The sequence below is a fragment of the Mesorhizobium sp. CA13 genome (assembly GCF_020165235.1).
In the GTDB taxonomy this organism is placed as follows: Bacteria; Pseudomonadota; Alphaproteobacteria; order Rhizobiales; family Rhizobiaceae; genus Mesorhizobium.
The window spans coordinates 99,052-120,746 of sequence record NZ_JAIUHS010000007.1; the positions used below are offsets into that span (position 1 = coordinate 99,052).

At 65.5% G+C, this 21,695-nt stretch carries 23 protein-coding genes; 10 read left to right on the top strand and 13 right to left on the bottom strand.

Features of this window, described 5'->3' with window-relative positions; genetic code table 11:
- Nucleotides 1–16: 16 nt before the first annotated feature.
- From LB566_RS17790 to LB566_RS17810, 5 genes are all read left to right on the top strand, one after another.
- The gene (locus LB566_RS17790; protein ID WP_224625336.1) at nt 17–706 is read left to right on the top strand and encodes a CerR family C-terminal domain-containing protein; all 690 of its coding nucleotides are present in this window, start codon (nt 17–19) and stop codon (nt 704–706) included.
- A complete protein-coding gene (locus LB566_RS17795) occupies nt 703–1,656 on the top strand; it encodes an HlyD family secretion protein (protein ID WP_224625337.1) in 954 nt (317 codons plus the stop codon). The genes LB566_RS17790 and LB566_RS17795 overlap by 4 nt, the downstream gene beginning before the upstream one ends.
- Nucleotides 1,653–2,573: an ABC transporter ATP-binding protein gene (locus tag LB566_RS17800; RefSeq protein WP_224625338.1), complete on the top strand. Its 921-nt coding sequence runs from the start codon at nt 1,653–1,655 to the stop codon at nt 2,571–2,573. The genes LB566_RS17795 and LB566_RS17800 overlap by 4 nt, the downstream gene beginning before the upstream one ends.
- Nucleotides 2,570–3,706, top strand: a complete 1,137-nt coding sequence (locus tag LB566_RS17805; RefSeq protein ID WP_140559144.1) for an ABC transporter permease — start codon at nt 2,570–2,572, stop codon at nt 3,704–3,706. Before LB566_RS17800 ends, LB566_RS17805 begins: the two co-directional genes overlap by 4 nt.
- Nucleotides 3,707–3,865: 159 nt before the next feature.
- A complete protein-coding gene (locus tag LB566_RS17810) occupies nt 3,866–4,168 on the top strand; it encodes a DUF1236 domain-containing protein (protein ID WP_224625339.1) in 303 nt (100 codons plus the stop codon).
- A gap of 93 nt (nt 4,169–4,261) precedes the next feature.
- Here the strand turns inward: LB566_RS17810 and LB566_RS17815 are convergent, their stop codons facing one another.
- Nucleotides 4,262–5,242: a threonine/serine dehydratase gene (locus LB566_RS17815; RefSeq protein ID WP_224625340.1), complete on the bottom strand. Its 981-nt coding sequence runs from the start codon at nt 5,240–5,242 to the stop codon at nt 4,262–4,264.
- 146 nt (nt 5,243–5,388) lie between these two features.
- Nucleotides 5,389–5,712 (bottom strand): hypothetical protein, encoded by a 324-nt coding sequence (locus LB566_RS17820; RefSeq protein ID WP_140491777.1) that lies wholly within the window; start codon nt 5,710–5,712, stop codon nt 5,389–5,391.
- 176 nt (nt 5,713–5,888) lie between these two features.
- Here LB566_RS17820 and mbfA point away from each other — a divergent pair, with 176 nt between their 5' ends.
- Nucleotides 5,889–6,872, top strand: coding sequence for an iron exporter MbfA (gene mbfA, locus LB566_RS17825; RefSeq protein WP_140491779.1), 984 nt, complete (start codon nt 5,889–5,891; stop codon nt 6,870–6,872).
- Nucleotides 6,873–7,030: 158 nt separating this feature from the next.
- Here the strand turns inward: mbfA and LB566_RS17830 are convergent, their stop codons facing one another.
- On the bottom strand, nt 7,031–7,375 hold the full coding sequence (locus tag LB566_RS17830; protein WP_224625341.1) for an antibiotic biosynthesis monooxygenase family protein: 345 nt from the start codon (nt 7,373–7,375) through the stop codon (nt 7,031–7,033).
- Nucleotides 7,372–7,704 (bottom strand): NIPSNAP family protein, encoded by a 333-nt coding sequence (locus LB566_RS17835; RefSeq protein ID WP_140491782.1) that lies wholly within the window; start codon nt 7,702–7,704, stop codon nt 7,372–7,374. The genes LB566_RS17830 and LB566_RS17835 overlap by 4 nt, the downstream gene beginning before the upstream one ends.
- Before the next feature lie 160 nt (nt 7,705–7,864).
- Between LB566_RS17835 and LB566_RS17840 the strand changes: the two genes are divergently transcribed.
- Nucleotides 7,865–8,539 (top strand): ArsR/SmtB family transcription factor, encoded by a 675-nt coding sequence (locus LB566_RS17840; RefSeq protein WP_224625342.1) that lies wholly within the window; start codon nt 7,865–7,867, stop codon nt 8,537–8,539.
- A gap of 80 nt (nt 8,540–8,619) precedes the next feature.
- Here the strand turns inward: LB566_RS17840 and ligD are convergent, their stop codons facing one another.
- The 3 genes from ligD to LB566_RS17855 form a co-directional block, all read right to left on the bottom strand.
- On the bottom strand, nt 8,620–11,133 hold the full coding sequence (ligD, locus tag LB566_RS17845; protein ID WP_224625343.1) for a DNA ligase D: 2,514 nt from the start codon (nt 11,131–11,133) through the stop codon (nt 8,620–8,622).
- Nucleotides 11,134–11,145: 12 nt separating this feature from the next.
- Nucleotides 11,146–12,024, bottom strand: a complete 879-nt coding sequence (locus LB566_RS17850) for a Ku protein (RefSeq protein WP_224625344.1) — start codon at nt 12,022–12,024, stop codon at nt 11,146–11,148.
- Between the two features lie 109 nt (nt 12,025–12,133).
- Nucleotides 12,134–12,640 (bottom strand): ferritin-like domain-containing protein, encoded by a 507-nt coding sequence (locus LB566_RS17855; RefSeq protein ID WP_224625345.1) that lies wholly within the window; start codon nt 12,638–12,640, stop codon nt 12,134–12,136.
- A gap of 396 nt (nt 12,641–13,036) precedes the next feature.
- On the opposite strand from LB566_RS17855, the gene LB566_RS17860 reads away from it, so the two are divergent.
- Nucleotides 13,037–13,177 (top strand): hypothetical protein, encoded by a 141-nt coding sequence (locus tag LB566_RS17860; protein ID WP_013892047.1) that lies wholly within the window; start codon nt 13,037–13,039, stop codon nt 13,175–13,177.
- A gap of 302 nt (nt 13,178–13,479) precedes the next feature.
- Here the strand turns inward: LB566_RS17860 and LB566_RS17865 are convergent, their stop codons facing one another.
- From LB566_RS17865 to LB566_RS17875, 3 genes are all read right to left on the bottom strand, one after another.
- The gene (locus tag LB566_RS17865) at nt 13,480–13,863 is read right to left on the bottom strand and encodes a DUF1850 domain-containing protein (protein WP_224625346.1); all 384 of its coding nucleotides are present in this window, start codon (nt 13,861–13,863) and stop codon (nt 13,480–13,482) included.
- The gene (locus LB566_RS17870; protein WP_224625347.1) at nt 13,860–15,980 is read right to left on the bottom strand and encodes a TRAP transporter permease; all 2,121 of its coding nucleotides are present in this window, start codon (nt 15,978–15,980) and stop codon (nt 13,860–13,862) included. The genes LB566_RS17865 and LB566_RS17870 overlap by 4 nt, the downstream gene beginning before the upstream one ends.
- Nucleotides 15,981–16,203: 223 nt before the next feature.
- A complete protein-coding gene (locus LB566_RS17875; RefSeq protein WP_224625348.1) occupies nt 16,204–17,163 on the bottom strand; it encodes a TAXI family TRAP transporter solute-binding subunit in 960 nt (319 codons plus the stop codon).
- Nucleotides 17,164–17,425: 262 nt separating this feature from the next.
- Here LB566_RS17875 and LB566_RS17880 point away from each other — a divergent pair, with 262 nt between their 5' ends.
- Together LB566_RS17880 and LB566_RS17885 are read left to right on the top strand one after the other, a co-directional pair.
- Nucleotides 17,426–17,794, top strand: a complete 369-nt coding sequence (locus LB566_RS17880) for a YciI family protein (RefSeq protein WP_140554494.1) — start codon at nt 17,426–17,428, stop codon at nt 17,792–17,794.
- Between the two features lie 7 nt (nt 17,795–17,801).
- Nucleotides 17,802–19,046, top strand: coding sequence for an RNA polymerase sigma factor (locus LB566_RS17885; RefSeq protein WP_224625447.1), 1,245 nt, complete (start codon nt 17,802–17,804; stop codon nt 19,044–19,046).
- Between the two features lie 34 nt (nt 19,047–19,080).
- Here LB566_RS17885 and LB566_RS17890 read toward each other — a convergent pair whose 3' ends face one another.
- The 3 genes from LB566_RS17890 to LB566_RS17900 all read right to left on the bottom strand — a co-directional run bounded on the left by LB566_RS17890 (nt 19,081) and on the right by LB566_RS17900 (nt 21,671).
- On the bottom strand, nt 19,081–19,707 hold the full coding sequence (locus LB566_RS17890) for a glutathione S-transferase family protein (RefSeq protein ID WP_224625349.1): 627 nt from the start codon (nt 19,705–19,707) through the stop codon (nt 19,081–19,083).
- Between the two features lie 173 nt (nt 19,708–19,880).
- Nucleotides 19,881–20,861, bottom strand: a complete 981-nt coding sequence (cysK, locus tag LB566_RS17895) for a cysteine synthase A (protein ID WP_224625350.1) — start codon at nt 20,859–20,861, stop codon at nt 19,881–19,883.
- 192 nt (nt 20,862–21,053) lie between these two features.
- Entirely contained in the window at nt 21,054–21,671 is a 618-nt protein-coding gene (locus tag LB566_RS17900; protein ID WP_224625351.1) for a LysE family translocator, read from the bottom strand.
- Between the last annotated feature and the right edge of the window lie 24 nt (nt 21,672–21,695).

Consider the following 21,695-nt stretch of genomic DNA (forward strand, 5'->3'; position numbering starts at 1 on the left):
GATTAAAGTGTGCCGCATGATCAAGCCGCCCGAAGCCCGAAACCTTCGCCGCGAGCCGCCCGCCGCGGAGATGACGCGTGAAGCCCTGGTCCGCGCGGCGCTCAAGCTGTTCGGAAGACAAGGCTTCGACGGCACCTCCACGCGCGAGATCGCGGCCGAGGCCAAGGCCAATATCGGTTCCATCGCCTATCATTTCGGCAGCAAGGAAGGGCTGCGCCTCGCCGCCGCTGACCATATCGTGGACACCATACAGTCCGTCGCCGGCCAGGCACTCGGCGAGGCGCGGGCGCCGGCAATCGCGAACCCCGAGACGGCGCGCGCGCAGCTGTTCGCGGCGCTGGAGCGGATGGTGGCATTCGTCGTGGCGCAGCCGCAGGCCGGCGAGATCGTGCAGTTCGTGCTGCGTGAGCTCTCGCACCCGACCGCGGCGCTCGACCGCATCTATGAGGGCGTATTCGAGCCGACGCATCGGCGCCTGTGCCTGCTCTGGGAAGAAGCGACCGGGGAGGCGGCCGAGAGCGAGGCGACCCGGCTCACCGTGTTCACGCTGATCGGACAGGTCATCTATTTCCGCATCGGCCGCGAGGCGGTCATGCGCCGCATGGGCTGGCGCGAGATCGGCGCCGCCGAGGCCGCCAAGGTGGCGGCCGTCACATCGGACAACCTCGGCGCCATACTGGCCGCCCGGAAGGGATCGAGACGATGAGCTTTCTGTGTTCGCTGCCGCTTGCCGCTCAGCTCTTCGGCGCCTGCGCACCGGCTTCGCCGCTGGCCGTCGGCTATGTCGAAGGCGACTATGTGCTGCTGGCGCCGATCGAGGTGGCGCAGGTCGAGACCGTCGCCGTCAAGCGCGGCGATCGCGTCACGTCGGGCACGACGATCGTGACGCTGGAAAACGCCGACGCGAAAATCGCGGTCGCACAGGCCACGGCGAGTCTCGCCCAGGCGCAGGCGCAGCTTGCCGATCTGCAAGTGGGCAAGCGGCCGGAAGAAATCGCCGCCCTCAAGGCCCAGGTCGACATGGCCAAGGCACAGGCTGACGATGCCAGACGCAAATACGACCGCGCCGCCGACCTGTTCAGGCGCGGCACCGGCACGCAGGCCGACTACGACACCGCCTCCGCCACGCTGGAGACGGCCAATGCGCAGGTCGGACAGGCGCAGGCCAATCTCGCCGCCGGCGGCCTGCCGGCGCGTCCCGAGACGATCAAGGCCGCCGAAAGTCAGGTCAAGCAGGCGCAGGCCGCGCTCGACCAAGCGGCGTGGCGGCTGTCCAAGCGCACCCTGGCGGCCCCTTCTCCGGGCCGCGTCAGCGACGTCATCCGCAATCCGGGCGACACGGCAGGGCCGACCGCGCCCGTCATCTCCGTGCTGCCCGACGGCGCGGTGAAGCTCAGCGTCTATATACCGGAAGCCGCCTTCTCCTCGGTCAAGGTCGGCACCTTGCTCCGCGTCCATTGCGACGGCTGCGGCCCGGATGTGAAGGCGCGCGTCAGCTATGTCTCGCCCGATCCGGAATTCACCCCGCCGGTGATCTATTCGCTGGAGAACCGGCAGAAGCTGGTCTACCTCGTCGAGGCGCGGCCGGAGGGTGACGCCAGCGCCCTGCAACCGGGCCAGATCGTCGATGTCGAGCTGGCGGTTTCAGGGAAATGAACGTCATCGACGTGCACGGCCTGGTCAAGCGCTTCGGCGACAAGACCGTCGTCGACCATGTCACGATGACGGTGGCGGAAGGCGAGATCGTCGGCTTCCTCGGCCCCAACGGCTCGGGCAAGACCACCACCATCCGCATCATGTGCGGCCTGCTGACCCCGGACGAGGGCGAAGGCACGGTGCTGGGGTTCGACATCCTCACCGACAGCCTGCGCATCAAGCGCGAGGTCGGCTACATGACGCAGAAGTTCTCGTTCTACGAGGATCTGACGATCGGCGAGAACCTCGAATTCGTGGCGCGGCTCTACCGGCTGAAGCCGGTCGAGGAGCATGTCGCCAGGACCCTGGAGGAACTCGGCCTGGCGACACGCCGCAACCAGCTCGCCGGTACGCTGTCGGGCGGCTGGAAGCAGCGGCTGGCGCTGGCCGCTTGCATCATGCACAAGCCGAAGCTGCTTCTGCTCGACGAGCCGACGGCCGGCGTCGACCCCAAGGCGCGGCGCGAGTTCTGGGACGAGATCCACCGGCTGGCCAGCGGCGGGCTGACCGTGCTGGTCTCCACCCACTATATGGACGAGGCCGAGCGCTGCCATCGCATCAGCTATATCTCCTACGGCAAGATGCTGGCGACGGGCACCGTCGCCGAGGTAGTCCGGAATGCCGGCCTGACCACTTTCGTCCTGCAGGGCCCGCGCCTCGAGCAGGTGGCGCAAGCGCTCGAAGGCCGGCCGGGCGTCGACCAGGTGGCGCCGTTCGGCGCGACGCTGCATGTCGTGGGGGCCGACAGGAAGAAGCTGGAGGCGGCGCTGGCCGATGTCGAGAAGGAGCACAAGGGCGTGACGGTGGCGCCGGGCGAAACCAGCCTCGAGGACGTCTTCATCCAGTTCATGTCCGGCTCGAAGGACAACATGGCATGAACGCGGTCTTCTCCTTCGCCCGGCTCGGCGCGCTGCTGATCAAGGAGTTCATCCAGATGCGCCGCGACCGCATCACCTTCGCCATGATGCTGGGCGTGCCGCTGATCCAGCTGGTGCTGTTCGGCTACGCCATCAACAACGACCCGAAGAGCCTGCCGGCGGCACTCGTGGCGACGAGCAGCGATCCCTATACGCGCGCCATGGTCTCGGCGCTGCAGACCACCGGCTACTACCGCTTCGACCATGTGGCGCAAAGTGCCGAGGAGGCCGAATTCCTGATGGCGCGCGGCGACGTCGCCTTCGTCGTCACCATTCCGGCCGATTTCGCGCGGCGGGTGGAGCGCGGCGACAATCCGCAGATCCTGATCGAGGCCGACGCCACCGACCCGGCGGTGGCCAGCGGCGCCATCTCGACGCTCAGCACCGTCGCCGGCCAGGCGCTGCTCAGAGCGCAAGGCATGCAGGAGGCCGCCGCCGAGGCCGCCCGGGGCCAGCTCGATGTGGTCGTGCACCGGCGCTACAATCCGGAGGGCATCTCGCAATACAACATCGTCCCCGGCCTGCTCGGCGTCATCCTGCAGATGACGATGGTGATGATGACCTCGATCGCGCTGACGCGCGAGACAGAGCGCGGCACGATGGAGAACCTGCTCGCCATGCCCTCGAGCCCGCTCGAGATCATGCTGGGCAAGGTGCTGCCCTATCTGGCGGTCGGCGCGGTTCAGGTCGTGGTGGTGCTGGCGGCGTCGAAGCTTCTGTTCGCCATCCCCTTCACGGGGTCGATGACGCTGCTCTTGTCGGCTGTGCTGGTGTTCGTGCTGTCCCTGGTGCTGCTCGGCTACACGATCTCGACCGTCGCGCGCACGCAGATGCAGGCGTTGCAGCTCACCTTCTTCTTCTTCCTGCCGTCGATCATGCTTTCCGGTTTCATGTTTCCCTATCGCGGCATGCCGGGCTGGGCGCAGATCTTTGGCGAGATCTTTCCCCTCACGCATTTCCTGCGCATTACCCGTGCCGTCATGCTGAAGGGCGCGCAGCTGCCGGCGGTGGCCGTAGAGATCGGCTGGCTGGTGGTGTTCGTGGCGCTGTTTGCCGGCGTCGCCCTTGTCCGCTTCCGCCGCACGCTGGACTGAACAGCCCCCGGAAGGTTGGAACCATGCTTCTGCCCCGGCGTTGTCGATCAGCCTCGCCGCTGCCACTTGCGGGCCAAGATGGCCCCCTCAGTGCAAGCGAAGCCTAGAGCACAGACTTGCAAGTGTATTGCGCTCTATCGACCAGCAATGGAGGCAATGATGAGACTGTATCTTTCCGCCGCCGCGGCCGGGCTTCTGCTTGCCGGCATCGGTGCGGCCGCCGCTCAGGACGTGATCATCGAGCCGCAGCAGGAGACCGTCATCCGCGAATATGTGCACAAGAAGCCGATCGCCTCGGTCGACCTGCTGGGCGTCCAGCTGGCCATCGGCTCGACCTTGCCGGACACAGTGGAACTGCACGCGATCGATGTCCCTGATGTGCAGTACCGCTATGTCGTCGTCAACGGTCAGACCGTCCTCGTCGATCCCGGAACCCGTCGCATCGTGAAGGTCATCGACTGACGGCACTGGGGCAATTCCAGGAAAAGTGCGCAGCGGTTTCCATCCGGAATTGCGAAACAACAAGGCTGCCCGCCCTGCCACGCGGGGCGGGCGTCAGGCGGCAGCAGCCATGATCTTGGCATAGGCGTCGAAATCGACATTGCCGCCAGAGAGCACCACGGCCACGCATTTGCCGGCCAAGTCGATCCTGCCCGACGAGAGCGCCGCCAGCCCGACGCAGCCGCCGGGCTCCACGACCAGCTTGAGATGGGCCATGGCATCACGCATGGCCTGCTTCGTCGCCTCCTCCGAGACGGCAATGCCGCCGGCCAGCGTCCTGCGGTTGATCTCGAAGGTGAGCGCGCCCGGCTCGGCAACGAGAAGCGCGTCGCAGATCGAGATGTGGCCGGGCTCGTTTGCTACCCTGGCGCCCTTGGCCAGCGACCGGCTGGTGTCGTCGAAAAATTCCGGCTCTGCCGCCCAGACGGCGGTGGCGGGCGAACCGTCCTTGACCGCGATCGAAATCCCGCTGCTCAGCCCGCCGCCGCCACAGGGAACGACGACGGCGTCGAGGCTCACGCCAAGCGCCTTGGCCTGACGCAGCAGTTCGAGGCCGATCGTGCCCTGGCCAGCGATGATGGCGGGATCGTCATAGGGCGGCACCAGGACCATGCCCTTCTCCACGTAAGGCCGAACCACGGCCACGCGGTCTTCGCGGACGCGATCGAAGGGGACCACTTCGGCGCCCATCTTGCGGACATTGCCGATCTTCATGGCCGGTGCGTCCGACGGCATGGCGATGACCGCCCTGACGCCGAACATGGCGGCGGAAGCGGCAACGCCTTGCGCATGATTGCCCGAGGAAAAGGCGACCACGCCGCGGCCACGTTCCTCGGCCGATAGCGAGGACAGCTTGTTGTAGGCGCCGCGGAACTTGAACGAGCCGGTACGCTGCAGCGTTTCCGGCTTGAACAGGATGCGACCGCCGAAGCGGCTGTTGAGCTCGGGCGATTCGATCAGTGGCGTCTCGACAATAAGGCCGGAGAGCCGGGCAGCGGCGGCGTGGATATCGGCGATGCCGGGAGGCGTGGTCATGGCGGGTCCTGTAGATGTGGTCCGGCCATGGTGCACGCAAAGGGCCGCGCGAGGCCAACAAAAAAATGTAACCGTCACAAGGTTTGGGGTCACGACGGCCAGCAGTGCTGGCCGTCACCTGCCTGCCGGTCCGTCCAGTTCAACCCTCACCCCAACAACGTCCGCTGCCGCTTGTTGCCGCCGGCCTTGCGCCAGGCGTTGAAGCGATGGGTGGCGGCGGCGAAGGAAATCTTCATCTGCTGGGAGACCGAATAGCGCGACTTGCCTTCGTCGAACATGCGGTAGCAGCACTCGACGCCTTCCTCGGTCAGCTTGCCGTCGAGGGTCTTGTTGTGCGGGTTGGCCGGGTCGAACTTCTCGATCTGCTGCTCGACCAGGCCTTTCAGGCGCTGCAGATCTGCCTCGATGCTGGCGATGAGGTCGAGGACTGGTTTCGGGTCGAAGTGATGGGCGTGCGGCTTTGCTGTCATCGGGCTTCCTCGGTTGTTGGCTTGAGTTCCGTCATATAAGTGAACATTTGCCGATAATGAAGGGCCGGCGCCCGGATAGCTGCTTCAACAAATCTTGACTGCCGCCCAGGCGCACGATTGACCGATGCGGCAGCAAACTTTAGTTTAGAACAATTCTAAACTAGGGTGATTTCCTCATGCTTTCCCGTGTTTTCGGCTTCGGCCGCCGCTCCTTCGATTCGCTCTCCGAACAGGAGATCCTGGCGCTTGCCATCTCGTCGGAAGAAGACGACGGTCGCATCTATCGCGCCTATGCGGATGGGCTGGCGGAGGATTTTCCGCAATCGGCCAAGATGTTCGAGGACATGGCCGAGGAGGAGGACGGTCATCGCGACGCGCTGATCGAGCTTTTCCGCAGGCGTTTCGGCGAGCGCATTCCGCTGATCCGGCGCGAGCATGTGAAGGGCTATTACGAGCGCAAGCCCGACTGGCTGGTCAAGCCGCTCGGCATCGAGCAGGTACGCCGCCAGGCCGAGGCGATGGAGCGGCAAGCCTATCTGTTTTATGTCGAGGCGGCCAGGCGCACCACCGATGCCTCGACCAGAAAGCTGCTCGACGAACTGGCGGCGGCGGAACAGAGCCATGAGAGCATGGCGCAGCGACTGGAGCAGCAGCACGTGCCGGGCACCGTGAAGGTCGAGGAGGCGACGGCCGAGCAGCGCCAGTTCATCCTCACCTATGTGCAGCCGGGACTGGCCGGACTGATGGACGGCTCGGTATCGACGCTGGCGCCGATCTTCGCCGCCGCCTTTGCCACGCACGACACCTGGCAGACGCTTCTCGTCGGCCTCGCCGCCTCGATCGGCGCCGGCATCTCGATGGGCTTCACCGAGGTCGCCTCCGACGACGGCAAGCTGTCGGGCCGGGGTTCGCCGGTCAAGCGCGGCCTGACCGTGGGTATCATGACGACGCTCGGCGGCCTCGGCCATGCGCTGCCTTACCTCATCCCGCATTTCTGGACGGCGACCGCGGTTGCCGCCGTGGTGGTGTTCTTCGAACTCTGGGCGATCGCCTTCGTCCAGAACCGCTACATGCAGACACCCTTCCTGCGCGCCGCCTTCCAGGTGGTGCTCGGCGGCGCGCTGGTGTTCGCGGCGGGCGTGCTGATCGGAAACGCTTAGGCGGTTCTTCCTTCTCCCCTTGTGGGAGAAGGTGGATCGGCGCGTAGCGCCGAGACGGACGAGGGGTGTTCCAGCGGAATGAGACCTTGGCGGTCCCTGGTGCACCCCTCATCCGACCTCGCTTCTCGAGGCCACCAAGGAAGAGCCGCGCCACTCCCTTACCCGTTCACCGCCCGGCTGTCCGCCGGCGCCTCTTCCCTTTCCGTCAGCCCGTAGTCCCTCACCACCTGCGCAATCCGCAAACGGTAGCCGGCAAAGATGCCGCCGCGCCCGGCCTGCTGGGCCTGCCGGTGTTCCTCAGTGTTGCGCCATGCCTTCACCGCTTCCTCGTCGCGCCAGAACGACAGTGACAGGATGCGGTCCGGATTGGCGAGGCTCTGGAAGCGCTCGACCGAGATGAAGCCATCGATGCTTTCAAGCAGCGGCCGCAACTCGGCGGCGATGCCCAGATAGGCATCGCGCCTGCCTGCGGCCGGTTCGACCTCGAAGATGACGGCGATCACGGCAGCACCAACTTCGCGTGCGGGCCGGACGCCAGTTTCAGGAACATGCGGTCCTCCTTGAGGATGAATTTTTCACGGCGGGCGAATTCGTAGTTTGCCTTGCCGGCCGGGTCGGCGGCAAGCCGGGCCCTATAGGCTTCGTAGGCGGCCAGGCTTTCTATGTTGTAGGCGGCATAGGCGGTCGTGGCCGAGCCTTCATGCGGCGCGTAGTAGCCGATCAGGTCGGCGCCGCAGCGCGGAATGGCCTGGCCCCAGTTACGGGCATATTCCTCGAACGCGGCCTTGCCGAACGGATCGATCTCGTAACGGATGAAGCAGGTGATGGTCATTTCGGTCTCCCTGAGTTGGCGCACAGATAATTCGATCTCTGTCGAAACGTCGCCTACGCCGTTGTGCTACCAGTTTCCTGTCAGGAGCATCGTCAGCGCTCCTTGAGCTGAGCGAAGGATAGTGATTATCTGGCGAGAATGCTTCGATAGGGATGAAACTATGCGTGAAGGACCCGACATTGCCCGCATCGCCAGCCTGATCGGCGACCCGGCCCGCGCCAACATGCTCAACGCACTGATGGGCGGCACGGCGCTGACGGCGAGCGAACTGGCGCTCGAGGCCGGCGTGTCGATGCCGACCGCCTCCTCGCATCTGTCGAAACTGATGGAAGGCGGGCTGCTGACCGTGGCAAGCCAGGGCCGGCATCGCTATTACGGGCTCGCCGGGCCGCAGGTGGCTGAAATGATCGAAGCGATCGCCGGCGTCGCCGAAACCGTCGGCCCCAGGCGGGTGCGGCCGGGCCCGCGCGACGGAGCGATGCGCGTGGCGCGCGTCTGCTACGATCATCTTGCCGGCGAGCAGGCGGTGGCGATGCTCGACCGTCTCATCGACCGGAGGCTGTTGCTGCGCGACAAGGGCGAAATCCGGTTGGCGCCTTCGGCCGCCTCGCATTTCGCGGCGATCGGCATCGATGTGGAGGCGAAGGCCCGGCGGCCGGTGTGCCGCGACTGCCTCGACTGGAGCGTACGGCGCTCGCATCTCGCCGGCACGCTGGGCGCCGCCATCCTCGACAAGATTCTCGCCGAGAAATGGGCGCGCCGGGAGAAGGACAGCCGCGCGGTGATTTTTTCGCCGCCCGGCAAACAGGCGTTCGAGAAGGTGTTTTTGGCTTGAGGTTATCGACGCTGTTGCCAGCATCGATCCGTCGGCGGGGACAGGCACGAAGGATCGCTGCGCTTCAGATGCGGCCAGAATTACCCCCGCTTCAACACCTTCCCCTTCTTGAAAAAATCCTTCCACGGATCGGCTTCCGCCAGCCGCTTCAGCGTCGTCTTGTCGCCGATGGGGAAGGCGTTCGGCGGCAGGCCGGCCTCGATCTCGTCCCAGGTCACCGGCATCGACACCGTGGCACCCTTCTTGGCCCGCGACGAGTAAGGCGCGACCGTGGTGGCGCCGCTGCCATTGCGCAGATAGTCGACGAATATCTTGCCGGTGCGCGCCTTCTTCGACAGTGTCGCGGTGTAGCGGTCGGGCGCGCCCTGTTCCAGCGCGCGCGCGAAATCATGGGCGAAGCCTTTCACCTCCTCCCAGTTGGCCGATGGTTTCAGCGGCACGACGACATGAAAGCCCTTGCCACCCGATGTCTTGACGAAATTGGGCAGCGACAGCTCGTCAAGCTTGCCCCGTATATCGAGTGCCGCCGCGCGGACCGCCTTCACATGCACCCCCTCATCGGGATCGAGATCGAAGACGATCTGGTCGGGCCGCTCGAGCTCGTCGACGGTGCAGCCCCAGATGTGGATCTCGACCACGCCGAGCTGGACAAGTGCCGCGATGCCGTCGAAATCGCGGATGAACAGGATTTCCTCGCCGTCCGTGGGATCCCTCGTCTTCTCGATCTTGTCATGCATGCCGGGTGAGGCGTGCTTCTGGAAGAAGCGTTGGCCGCCGACACCGTCGGGGGCCCTGACCAGGCTGAGCGGGCGGTTGACCACGAATTGTTTCATGCGCGGCCACACCAGCGCGTAATGGTCGAGCAGCCCCTGCTTGGATATCTTTTCGTCGGGCCACAGGAGCTTGTCCGGATGGGACAGCTTCACCGTGGTGGTTGCCGCCCTTGCCGGCGTTGCGCCGCCTGACGCCGGCTTGGCCCGGGCCGTGCTCTTGCCTGTCGGTGCCTTCGGTTTCTCCTGCACGACTTCCTCCGCCGGCTTGTCTTCGCGCAGCCCCTGGAACGAGGCGTGGCGTACTATACGGTCGGAGGTCCAACTGCGGAACTCCACTTCGCCGACAAGCTCCGGCTTCACCCAGACCAGGCCCTTGCCCCTCGGCACGGCCTTGTCGAAGGGCGACGACTTCGTTTGCAGAGCATCGAGCTTCTTCTTCAGGGCATTGGCGCTGCCGGTCGAGAAACCGGTGCCGACGCGGCCGGCATAGTGGAGCTTGCCGGCCTCGAAATAACCGAGCAGCAGCGAACGCAGCCCGCGCCCGGTCTTGTCGGACGGCAGGTAGCCTGCGATGACGAACTCCTGTCGCAGCGTGCACTTCGACTTCACCCAGGACAGCCCGCGCCCGCTGCGGTAGACCGCGTCGGCGCGCTTGGAGACGACGCCTTCCAGTCCCATGCGGCAGGCATGCTCGAGCATCACCTTGCCGGGCTCGGCGAAGTGGTCGCTGAAGCGAACCGCCGAATCCTCCGGCTGGCTGGCCAGCAATTCCTGCAAGGCCTGCTTGCGCTCGACCAGCGGCTCGCGGCGCAGGTCCCGCCCATTCAGCCGCATCAGGTCAAAGACGTAGTAGATGAAGCGGTCCGTGCGCTTCGCCGACAGGTCGGCCTGCAAAAGTGCGAAGGAAGAGACGCCGCTGTCGGCCAACACCACGATCTCGCCGTCGATGATAGCGTCGCTGCATTTCAGCCCGGCGAGCTCGGCGACGATCGCGTCGCCGAATTTCTTCGTCCAGTCGAGGCCGGTGCGGGTGAGCAGCCGCACGTCCGTGCCGGCGATCTGCGCCTGCATGCGATAGCCGTCGAACTTGACCTCATGCAGCCAGTCCTCGCCCGGCGGCGCTTCCCGCTCGAGCGTGGCCAGTTGTGGCTCGATGAAGTCGAGGCGCTGTGCGTGTCCGGCCTTGGCTTGGGCGGCGGCCGGTTTGTTGGAGTGCCAGACCTTCGCCTTCTCACCTTTCGCGGCCTTGCCCGCCCCGACCTCCTCGATGGTCAGGCCCGACTTCACCGATTTCGGCGCTTCCTCCAGAATATCCTCGCCTGGGCGCGCCGCGCCATCGTCCGACTTGATCAGCAGCCAGTTGTCTCGCTTCTCGCCGGGGCGCGGTCTCAGCCGCACCAGGTGCCAGCGGCCGTGCAGCTTATGGCCGTTGAGCTCGAAGTTGATATGGCCCTTCTTCATCGCCTTGGCGGGATCGCCCTCCGGCACCCATGTGCCCTCGTCCCAGACGATGACCGAGCCGGCGCCATATTCTCCCTTGGGAATGGTGCCCTCGAACGGCGCATAATCGATCGGATGGTCCTCGACATGCACGGCCAGCCGTTTCTCGTGCGGATCGAGGCTCGGGCCGCGCGTCACCGCCCAGCTCCACAGCACGCCGGCATGTTCGAGGCGCAGGTCGTAATGCAGCCTGGTCGCCGCGTGCTTGTGGATGACGAAGATGCCGCCGGCCTCGCTCTTCTTGCCGCGGGCGACCTTGCCGTGAGGTTCGGCGGTTTTCCTGAAATCGCGCTTGGCGTGATATTGTTCGAGGCTGGCCATCCCTTGGTGTCCTCACGCCGATTTGCGCTTGGGCGCGGCTTCTTTCGACTTGCCGCGTTTGGCCGGCGGTTTGGCTTTCACGGAGGCCTTGCCGCGGCGTTCGCCGGATCCACCATCCGACGAGAGGCTCTTCTTCAGGGCATCGAAAAGATTGACGACGTTGGACGGCTTGGGCGCGGCCTTGGCCTTGGGTGCCTTGCGGCCCGCCTTCTTGGCGCGGATCAGTTCGAGCAGCGCGTCCTCGTATTTGTCCTCGAATTTCGAGGGATCGAACTTCGCTTTCTTCTTGTCGATGATGAGCTCGGCCAGATCGGTCATCTCCTGATCCGTCTTCACCGATTCGACGTCGCCGAAGACGGTGTCCGGCTGCCGCACCGTGTTGTCGTAGCGCAGCGTCGTCAGCACCATGCCCTTGCCGAGCGGTTCGATGACCACGGGACGTTCGCGCCGATAGAGCACGATGCGCGCCAGGCCCGCCATCTTCTTGCCGGCCATCGCGTCGCGGATGACGGCGAAAGCGTCCTGCGAGACCTTGTCGGCCGGCGCGACATAATAGGGCGTATCGAGATAGATCTGCTCGATGGAGGATTTGTCGACGAAGCCGTCGAGGCTCATCGTATGCGAGGACTCGATCTGGATGGCCTCGATCTCGTCCTCTTCGATGTGGATGAAATTGCCATCGTCGTCCTCGTAGCCCTTGATCTCGTCGCCGTCCTCAAGCGGCTTGCCTGTTTCGGCGTCGACATAAATCCGTTTCACCGTGTTGCCGGTCTCGCGGTTGAGGATGCGAAACGAGACCTTCTCGGCATGGGTTACGACATTTGTCAGTTCGATGGCGCAGGTGACCAGCGAAAGCTTCAGATAGCCTTTCCAGGCGGGACGCGGCGCCATGATGATTTCCTGTAGAGAAAGACCAGGCTGGAACGGACGACGACCCCAACGGTTCCAATCCGGTCGAGCCAAGGCCGGCGCGATTGCCGCCGGCCCCGGCTTTCAGCCCCTATTCGGCGGCCTGCAGGTTGATCTTGCTTTCCGCGATTTCGGTCAGCTTGCGATCCGTCGCCTGCTCTTCCTTGAGATTTTTGGCCAATACGTTGGCGCAATCGCTGCGGCCAAGCTGCTTGGCCCAGGCGATCAAGGTGCCGTAGCGGGTCATCTCATAGTGCTCGACCGCTTGCGCCGAGGCGATCAGCGCCGCATCCAGCACCTCCTTGTCGTCGACGTCGCCGCTGACGTCGTCCGCTTCCTCGAGGATGCCGTCTATGGCCGGGCAATTGACCTCCTTGGCCTTGACGCCGTGCAGTTCGAACACCTGCTCGACGCGTTCGATATGGCCCCTGGTCTGCTCGAGATGTTTCTCGAAGCCGGCCTTCAGCTGCGGATCGGTCGCCTTGTCGACCATCTTCGGCAATGCCTTCTCGATCTGTTTCTCGGCATAGTAGATGTCGCGCAGCGTGTGCACGAAGAGATCGTCCAGCGTTTTGATGTCCTTCGAAAAGAAGCCCATGATTGTGACCCTTCCTTTGCTCTGCGGTTGCGGGTTGGAGGGACACCGGTCGGCGGCCCCATCGGCCGACCATGCCGGCTCGAGGAGTCAACGTCTCGTCCCGGGCCGGGTTCCGGACTTGCGGCGTCGAGCAACGAAATTCTCCCGCCAGGACGAAAGCTGAAACGCAACCGCACCCAGGCGACATTCAAACGAAACATATGTGATGCAAAAGTCACACACGCCGAAATGGCGACAAAAGGCGTGGAAAGACCCCGAATCAGCCGCATTCCGGCCATGAAGCGACGGGTTTTCGACCAGAAATTAACATCGCGTTCACCGACTATTCACGCCTCGACGCTATGATTTCCGCAATTCGGAAGGGACACCCGAAAGTCGGGACAGGGACCAGGTAAAATGAACTTCCTCACGCACCTAATCGGCTATGCCGCAGCGATCCGCGAATTCGTCGCGCCAACCTATCGGCCCGAGCGCTACTACATGCGCGGACCAGGCCCGGCCTGCGCTCGTCGCGGCACCTCGTTGGGCGCGCACTGACCATGACTTTCGAGAGCCGACACAACAGCCGCATCTGCAGGCCGGACGCCGAGTCGCGCGCCACCACCTATCGCGCCGAGCGCCCGGTCTTCGCCGATCGGCGGCGTGCGACATCGCCGCGGCTTTGAGACCGCCTTCGCTGGCTTAATGTCTCAGGACATGGGGCTGCGGGGCCTGCGTGAGCGACCTTCTCCAGTCGGGCCCCAGTCCAGTCGGCCCAGTCCAAGCCGTCCTTCTGAATACCCTTCGATGCAAGCCATCCGCTGACCGTCTTCGACAGCGTTTGCTCCAGCCGGGATGAGCTACCGCGGCCGGTTCGCGCCGTCCGGCGCACATGGCTCCAGCACGATCGTGCCGCCAGCCACCTTGCCGAGCTCTCGGCAACCCTGACCTGTGCACAGTGTCCAACCATCACCGGTCGCGCCGGAGGCGGCGAGCGCGAGGCTTCGCTGCGGCCCGACCTTCGGAGCATAGGCCCACCAGCCGTCTCGCAGCACCGCGCCCTCCGGCGGCTCCATGCCGGCGCCCGAGCCCTTTATGCGCGCCTCGGTGACTTGCAGGCCGGAAGGCATCACCTTCCAGTCTTCCTCCCAGCGCGTGCGCTCCACCGAATGCGTCCAGGACAGGGTGAAGGCGGCGGCCGCCAGCGTCACCGTCTTGCCCACGGCAAGGATACACAGGTTCATGCCTTGGCCGTGGCCCGCCGCGCGCGCCAGAAATGCCAGCCGATCCAGGCGAACGACAGTGCCCAGCCCGTCTCGTCGGTGAGCGGGATCGCCGCGACCAGCAGCACGCCGGCACAGAAGGCCACGAGCCGTTCCCACCACGCCATGCGCCTGGCAAGGAAGCCGACGGCGGCGGCACCCCACAGCACGATGCCCATGCACGCCTTGACGACGATATAGGCGACCTCGACGGGGTAGCCGAACTGGGCGGCGATCGGGCCTGGATCCTGCAGCATTAGCGCCGGCGTGTAGACCGCCATGAATGGCACGACGAAGCCGGCAATGGCGAGCTTGGTCGCCTGGATGCCGATCTTGAGGCCGCTCTCCCTGGCCATCGGGGCGGCCGCGAAGGCGGCCAGCGCAACCGGTGGCGTAAGATCGGCCATGATGCCGAAGTAGAAGACGAACATATGGCTGACCACCAGCGGCACGCCGAGCGACAGCAGCGCCGGGCCGGCCAGCGAGGAGGTGATGATGTAATTGGGAATGGTCGGGATGCCCATGCCGAGCACCAGGCAGGTGAGCATGGTCAGCACCAGCGACAGGAACAGATTGTCCTCGCCGATGGAGATGATCCAGCCGATGAAGGTCGAGGCTATGCCGGTGAGCGTCAGCGTGCCGATGACGATGCCGACGATGGCGCAGGCGATGCCGACCGGCAGCGCGTTCTTGGCCCCTTCGGCGAGTGAATCCACGCAGATCCGCAGCGTTTCGCGCCCGCCCTTGAAGGCGAAGCAGGCGACGACGAGCGCGGCGATGACGAGGCCGAGTATGTTGACGCCGAAGCGCATGAACGAGGCGGCGGCGAGCCCGAGCGCCAGCCAGAAGACGACGCGGAAGGCGAGCGGGCCGATCAGGGCCGCCAGCGGCGTGCCGAGGATGAGCACGATGGTCAGCGCCAGGCCCATCGTGCCGGCGAAGATCGGTGTGTAGCCGGCAAACAGGAGATAGATGAGGGCCGCCAGCGGCAGCACCAGCGGCCAGTGCTGGCGCACGGCATCCCAGGGATTGGGCAGTTCGGCCTTGGCCATGCCGTGCAGGCCGGCCTTGCCGGCTTCCAGATGCACCTGCCAGAAACAGGCGCCGAAATAGAGCAGCGCCGGGATGATCGCCGCCTTGACCACTTCGGCATAGGGGATGTTCAGCGTCTCGGCCATGATGAAGGCGACCGCGCCCATCACCGGCGGCATGATCTGGCCGCCCATCGAGGAGGTCGCCTCGACGGCGCCGGCGAAGGCCGACCGGAAGCCGAAGCGCTTCATCAGCGGGATGGTGAACTGACCGCTGGCCACGACATTGGCGACGCCGGAGCCGGAGATGGTGCCCATCAGCGCCGAAGACAAAACGCAGACCTGCGCCGGGCCGCCGCGCCACGAACCGACCAGGCCGAGCGCGAAATCGTTGAACAGCGCGATCATGCCGGCGCGTTCGAGGAATGCGGCAAAGACGACGAAGATGAAGATATAGGCGGCCGAGACATAGACCGGCGTGCCGTATATGCCTTCGGTGCCGTAGGCGAAAGTGTCGACGAGCTGGGCGAAATCGTAGCCGCGATGGATGAAGGGCGGCGGCAGGTGGTTGCCGACGAAGCAGTAGGCGAGGAAAATGAAGGCGATGATTGCCAGCGGCAATCCCATCAGCCGCCGGGCCGCCTCGAAAACCAGCACCACCAGCACCGCGCCGACGATCAGGTCCGGCACGGTGAGGAAGCCGGAGCGGCGGATGAGGTCGGTGTAGAACACCCAGTTATAGAGGCCGGTGCCGAAGCCGAGCACGCCGAGCGCCCAGAACACGGCCTTGGCCGGCAGGCTTCGGGCGCGCAAATTGGCGATCAGGCCAAAGCCGAGCAGCAGCAGGAAGCCGACATGCATGGCCCGCACCACCTGGCTCGGAATGCTGCCATAGGCGGCGACGTAGATCTGGAAGACCGAAAAGGCGACGGCAATTGCGAAGGCCGCCTTGCCGGCGATGCCGTCGCCAAAGCCCGGCGGCAAGCCTTCGACCTGCTCTTCGGCGACAGGGAGATGGAAGGTGGAGGATTTGCCGTCGGCTGGCGTTCCATGCGTTGTTTCGCTCATCCGGCCAACTCCAAAGCGAGCGAATTGTAGTGCGAGGCGCGCCCCTCTGCCCTGCCGGGCATCTCCCCCACAAGGGGGGAGATTGGCTGTCGCAATGCTCTTCGCCAAACGCCGACATTGCAGGATAAACGCCGACATTGACGCTGCCGATCTCCCCCCTTGCGGGGGAGATGGCCGGCAGGCCGGAGGGGGGCGCCTGGCGAAGACATGTCCGATTGCCCGCCTATTTCAACAGCCCCTTCTCCTTGTAGTACCGCTCCGCGCCCGGATGCAGTGGCACCGGCATGCCGTCGAGCGCCTTGGCGGGGTCGATCGCCTTGGCGGCGGCGTGGGCGGCGGCGAGCTGGTCGAGATGCTCGAACATCAGCTTGGTCATCTGGTAGGCGGTCTCGTCGGAAACGTCGGCGCGGGTGACGAGGAAATTGCCGACGGCCGCGGTCGCGACATCCTCGGCCTGGCCCTCATAGGTGCCCTTGGGGATAAGGACAGACAGATAGGGGGCGCCGATCTTGGCGACATCCTCGGCCGGCACGGCGACGACATTGATCGGCACCGAGGTGGCGAGGTCGCGGATCGAGGCGACGCCAAGCCCGGCCGACTGCAGCGTGGCGTCGAGCTGGCGGTTCTTGATCAGCTCGACCGATTCGGCGAAGGGCAGGTATTCGACCCGGCCGAGATCCTCGTATTTCAGCCCGGCGGCGGCGAAGATGGCACGCGCATTAAGCTCGGTGCCGGAGGCCGGCGCGCCGACGGACAGGCTCTTGCCCTTGAGGTCGGCCAGCGTCTTGATGCCGGATTCCTGGCTGGCGACGATCTGGATGTAGTTGGGGTAGATGGCGGCGATGCCCCGCAATTTGTCGAGCTTGCCGGGGAAGCCGGCTTCGGCATTGCCTTCGGCGGCCATCTTGACGGAATCGCCGAGCGCGAAGGCGATCTCGCCCTTGCCCTGCTGCAGCAGATTGAGGTTCTCGACCGAAGCTTTGGTGGCCTGCACCTGGGTGCGGGCGCCTGCGATGCCCTTGCTGTAGATTTCCGACAGCGCCACGCCGAGCGGGTAGTAGACGCCCGACGTGCCGCCGGTCAGCACGTTGATGAATTCCTGTGCCCTGGCCGAGGCAATGCCGAGCCCAAGTGAAAGCGCCATTGCGCCGGCCGCAACGAACTTCGTTCTGAAATGGAACATCCGGTTTCCTCCCTGAAAATATTGGCTGCCGCACCACCTCCTCGATGCGAACCGGCCGAGTTTAGACGGCGGGCCGCAAATGCCAACCCGCAATTGCATTCATTAGACGAACGGTTGAATGGATGCGGAAACAGCTCCCGGCTTGCGCGGGACGCGACCCTGGCCGAAAGATTTTTTCCGGCACCTGTCGAAATCGGCCCTTGCCGCGCGACATATGTCCGGCTCGCAAGGACGCGGCCTATGAAACCACGGGAGAAGACCCATGCGATACATGCTTTTGATCAACAACGACGAAGCCGCACTGGCGAACACGCCGATCGAGAAGGCCCAACAGATGAGCGCGGCCTATGGCGCCTATACCGAAGCGTTGAAGAAATCCGGCGCGTGGCTGGCCGGAGAAAGGCTGCGCCCGACCCAGGCAACCACCTCGGTGCGGATCACCGACGGCAAGACCAACGTGATCGACGGCCCCTATGCCGACACCAAGGAACAGCTTGCCGGCTTCTACATGATCGAGGCGCCCGACATCGATACCGCCATCGAATGGGCGGCGCGCTGCCCGGCGGCCAGCACCGGCACGGTCGAGTTGCGGCCGATTTGGGAAATGGCCGAATACATGCCCAAGAAATGACGATGTGATGGACAGCAGCGAGCAGATTGCCCGGGCAGCCGCCGAGGCCGCCGCCCGGCAAAGCTACGGCAAGCTGGTCGCCTGGCTCGCGGCGCGCACGCGCGACGTGGCCGCCGCCGAGGACGCGCTGGCCGACGCCTTTGCCGCGGCGCTCGAACGCTGGCCGCAGACCGGCGTGCCGGAAAAGCCGGAGGCCTGGCTGCTTGCCGTGGCAAGGCGGCGGCGTGTCGACGCGGTGCGGCGGCGGCTCACCAGCGAAGCCGGCCGCGACCATCTCAAGCTGATTGCCGAGGAGGCGGAGGCGTGCATGACCGACCAGGACCTGCCCGACGAACGGCTGCGGCTGATGTTCGCCTGCGCGCATCCGGCGATCGAGCCTGGCGTGCGCGCGCCATTGATCCTGCAGGCCGTCCTTGGCTTCGACGCAGCGACGATCGCCTCCGCCTTCCTGGTCCCGCCGGCGACAATGGGCCAGCGTCTGGTGCGGGCCAAGGCCCGCATTCGTGAAGCCGGCATTCCGTTCCGCGTACCGGAGCGGGCCGAACTCGGCGAGCGCCTGGATACCGTGCTGGAGGCCATATACGCGACCTTCGCCGAGGGCTGGTCCGACCCGGCGGGCACCGAGACGCGGCGCCGGAACCTGGCCACCGAAGGAATCTGGCTCGGCAGGCTGGTGGCCTCGCTACTGCCGGACGAACCGGAGGCGCTGGGCCTGCTTGCGCTGATGCTGTTCGCCGAGGCGCGCCGCGCCGCGCGCCGCGATGGGTCCGGAGAGTATGTGCCGCTCGCCGAGCAGGACCATGCGCTGTGGGATCACGGGCTGATCGACGAGGCGGAAGCCCTGCTCGGCCGCGCCGCCACTCTGGACGCCATCGGCCGCTACCAGCTCGAAGCGGCCGTGCAGTCCGTCCACGCGGCGCGGCGGCTGAGCGGCGAGACCGACTGGGTGGCGATCCGCGAATTCTACGATGCCTTGCTTTCGATCGCACGATCGCCCGTGGTGGCGATCAACCGCGCGGTGGCGATCGCCGAAGCTGAGGGCGCCGTGGCGGGGCTGGCGGCGCTGTACGTGCTTGGCGACGACAACCGGCTCAATGATTACCAGCCCTATTGGGCCGCGCGCGCCGGCCTTCTGGCCAGGCTCGGCCAGGTGCCGCAGGCGGTCGAAGCCTATGACCGGGCGATCGGCCTCGAAAGCGATCCGGCGGTACGCCGTTTCCTGCAGGTAAAACGCGCGACGCTCAGGCATTGAAATGCTTGAGCGCGGTGCTTTGCCGACGGCCCGTTCAGCCCGGCCACATTTCGTGCGATGCGTTGAGCGTCTTCATCAGCGGGTGCTCGCGAAGCTTGGCCCACAGGCGTTCGATGTCGGGCCAGGCGGTGCGTGCCTTACCGCTGTCGGGATGCCAGGCCACCAGCATGGCCAGATAGATATCGGCCACCGACATCGCCTCGCCTGCCAGCCAGTCGCGGCCGCGCAGGGCGGCATCGACGACGGCAAAGCCGCGGTCCATCTCGGCCACGGCCGCCTGCTTGACGGCCTTGGCGCCGTCGGCGTCGACCGTGTAGCGCGGCGCGTAGTAGAAACGCAGCACCGCCGGATAGAGGGCGGACGACATGAACGCCATCCAGCGCAGGAAGTCGGCGCGGGCCGGGGCGTCGGCCGCCGGCGCCAGCCCGGCCCGCGGATGGCGTTCGGCGAGCAGGATGCAGATGGCTGCCGATTCGGTCAGCGAGCTTCCGTCCGGCAAGGTCAGCACCGGCACCTGGTTCAGGGGGCTGATGGCCAGGAAAGCGGGATCGGGCCGGTCGGATTTCGGTACGTTGATCTGCTCGAACGGCGCCTTGGCCAGCGTCAGGGCCGCCTCGACAACGAAGCCGCCGCTGCCGGGACGGGTGTAGAGCTTGTACATGAGGTCCTCCGCCGGCCCTGCGGGGCCCCGGGGCGATATGAACCGGAAGCAGGGCGCTGCTCAAGCCCGCGGCATCCGCCACGGCTGGTTTTTCAGCGGGCCAGGCGAGCAGCGGCAAGACCTTTTGACGTCGGCGCGAAGGATCGCGGCGAATCTATGCTGCGTGCTGCGTGCTACGCCCCCAAACCCTCGAACAGGATGGTCGACAGATAGCGTTCGGCAAAGGACGGGATGACCACCACCAGGTTCTTGCCCTTGTTCTCCGGCCGCGAGCCGACGACGATCGCCGCCTGCAAAGCGGCACCCGAAGAGATGCCGACCGGCACGCCTTCCAGCCGGGCGACGAGGCGGGCATTGGCGACCGAATCCTCGTTCGAGACCGTGACGATTTCGTCATAGATGGTGGTGTCGAGGATTTTCGGCGCGAAGCCGGCGCCGATGCCCTGGATCTTGTGCGGGCCGGGCTGGCCGCCCGAGAGCACCGGCGAGGTTTCCGGCTCGACCGCGACGACATGCAGCGAGGGCTTGCGCTTCTTCAGCACCTGGCCGACGCCGGTGATAGTGCCACCGGTGCCGATGCCGGAGACGATGATGTCGACCTCGCCATGGGTATCGTTCCAGATCTCCTCGGCCGTCGTCGTGCGATGGATCTCGGGATTGGCCGGGTTCTCGAACTGCTGCGGGATGATGGCGTTGGGGATGGTGGCCGCCAGTTCGTCGGCCTTGGCGATGGCGCCCTTCATGCCCTTCGGCCCTTCGGTCAGCACCAGTTCGGCGCCGAGCAGCGCCAGCATCTTGCGGCGCTCCACCGACATGGTTTCGGGCATGGTGAGGATCAGCTTGTAGCCCTTGGCGGCGGCGGCGAAGGCAAGCGCTATGCCGGTATTGCCCGAAGTCGGCTCGATCAGCGTCGTCTTGCCGGGGGCGATCTTGCCCGCTGCCTCGAGCGCCTCGATCATCGCCACGCCGATACGGTCCTTGACCGAGGCGATCGGGTTGAAGAATTCGAGCTTGGCGATGAGATGGGCAACGATGCCCTTCTCCTTGGCGAATTTGTCGAGCCGCACCAGTGGCGTGTCGCCGATCGTATCGGTGATGGAATTGTAGATGCGGCCACGGCCGGGAACACGAGCGGAGGCGGCGGACTTGTTCATTGGTTTGGCTCCCAGAATGTCAGGCGGATGGAACTGATCTCAGACGGATGGCCGCCAGGATAGGCCTTCCACGGACGCAAGATAGACCGTCGCCCGAAAATATCCGAGTGGGGCGCGTGTCTAAAACGCATCGGCCTCGGAAAAGCATTCCCGCAAAAGCCGAGCCGGCGGAATGCTTTGGCAAAAATGGCCCTATTGGCGGGCGGCGATCGCCGCCGCCGCGCCGACCATGAAACCGGCCGCGGTGCGGTTCAGCGCCTTCAGGGCGCGCGGCGAGCGCAGGAACCAGCGCGCCTTGGCCGCCAGCGCCAGATAAGGCACCAGCACCACGAACAGGACGAGGACGGTGAGTGCGGCGAGGATGCCGTAATCGGCCAGCGTGATGGTCTTGAGGTCGACGATGGTCGGCGTGATGGCGAGATAGAAGATCATCGTCTTCGGATTGCCGAGCGTCACCGTCAGGCCGGCGAGGAAGCTCGACGCCAGCCCGCTCTTGCCTTTCCTGGCCTCGACCGTCTCGGGCGTGATGCCGGCGGTCCAGAAGCGCCAGCCGAGGAAGGCGAGATAGGCGACGCCGGCCCATTTGACGGCGAGGAACACCAGGCCGAAGGTCTGCGCGACGAAGGCAAGCCCAAGCACCACGGCGGTCAGATAAAGGAGGTCGCCAAGCATCAGGCCGAAGGACATGGCCAGCGAGGAGCGGAAGCCGGAGCCGAGCGCGCGCGCCACAAGCGCGGTGATGCCGGGGCCGGGAATGGCGGCGGCGAGGCCAAGGGCGGCGCTGTAGGCGAGGAAGCCGGTGAGGGTCATGGATCGAGCCTTGCGTCCGCGAAA

Coding starts and splice junctions, on each gene's coding strand:
- LB566_RS17885 (WP_224625447.1), top strand. CDS start 17,802: ATGGACAGCAGCGAGCAGATTGCCCGGGCAGCCGCCGAGGCCGCCGCC.
- LB566_RS17835 (WP_140491782.1), bottom strand. CDS start 7,704: ATGACCATCACCTGCTTCATCCGTTACGAGATCGATCCGTTCGGCAAG.
- LB566_RS17820 (WP_140491777.1), bottom strand. CDS start 5,712: ATGACAGCAAAGCCGCACGCCCATCACTTCGACCCGAAACCAGTCCTC.
- LB566_RS17815 (WP_224625340.1), bottom strand. CDS start 5,242: ATGACCACGCCTCCCGGCATCGCCGATATCCACGCCGCCGCTGCCCGG.
- LB566_RS17805 (WP_140559144.1), top strand. CDS start 2,570: ATGAACGCGGTCTTCTCCTTCGCCCGGCTCGGCGCGCTGCTGATCAAG.
- LB566_RS17875 (WP_224625348.1), bottom strand. CDS start 17,163: ATGTTCCATTTCAGAACGAAGTTCGTTGCGGCCGGCGCAATGGCGCTT.
- LB566_RS17810 (WP_224625339.1), top strand. CDS start 3,866: ATGAGACTGTATCTTTCCGCCGCCGCGGCCGGGCTTCTGCTTGCCGGC.
- mbfA (WP_140491779.1), top strand. CDS start 5,889: ATGCTTTCCCGTGTTTTCGGCTTCGGCCGCCGCTCCTTCGATTCGCTC.
- LB566_RS17790 (WP_224625336.1), top strand. CDS start 17: ATGATCAAGCCGCCCGAAGCCCGAAACCTTCGCCGCGAGCCGCCCGCC.
- LB566_RS17855 (WP_224625345.1), bottom strand. CDS start 12,640: ATGGGCTTCTTTTCGAAGGACATCAAAACGCTGGACGATCTCTTCGTG.
- LB566_RS17870 (WP_224625347.1), bottom strand. CDS start 15,980: ATGAGCGAAACAACGCATGGAACGCCAGCCGACGGCAAATCCTCCACC.
- LB566_RS17865 (WP_224625346.1), bottom strand. CDS start 13,863: ATGAACCTGTGTATCCTTGCCGTGGGCAAGACGGTGACGCTGGCGGCC.
- LB566_RS17795 (WP_224625337.1), top strand. CDS start 703: ATGAGCTTTCTGTGTTCGCTGCCGCTTGCCGCTCAGCTCTTCGGCGCC.
- LB566_RS17840 (WP_224625342.1), top strand. CDS start 7,865: ATGCGTGAAGGACCCGACATTGCCCGCATCGCCAGCCTGATCGGCGAC.
- LB566_RS17850 (WP_224625344.1), bottom strand. CDS start 12,024: ATGGCGCCGCGTCCCGCCTGGAAAGGCTATCTGAAGCTTTCGCTGGTC.
- LB566_RS17890 (WP_224625349.1), bottom strand. CDS start 19,707: ATGTACAAGCTCTACACCCGTCCCGGCAGCGGCGGCTTCGTTGTCGAG.
- ligD (WP_224625343.1), bottom strand. CDS start 11,133: ATGGCCAGCCTCGAACAATATCACGCCAAGCGCGATTTCAGGAAAACC.
- LB566_RS17800 (WP_224625338.1), top strand. CDS start 1,653: ATGAACGTCATCGACGTGCACGGCCTGGTCAAGCGCTTCGGCGACAAG.
- LB566_RS17900 (WP_224625351.1), bottom strand. CDS start 21,671: ATGACCCTCACCGGCTTCCTCGCCTACAGCGCCGCCCTTGGCCTCGCC.
- LB566_RS17860 (WP_013892047.1), top strand. CDS start 13,037: ATGAACTTCCTCACGCACCTAATCGGCTATGCCGCAGCGATCCGCGAA.
- LB566_RS17880 (WP_140554494.1), top strand. CDS start 17,426: ATGCGATACATGCTTTTGATCAACAACGACGAAGCCGCACTGGCGAAC.
- cysK (WP_224625350.1), bottom strand. CDS start 20,861: ATGAACAAGTCCGCCGCCTCCGCTCGTGTTCCCGGCCGTGGCCGCATC.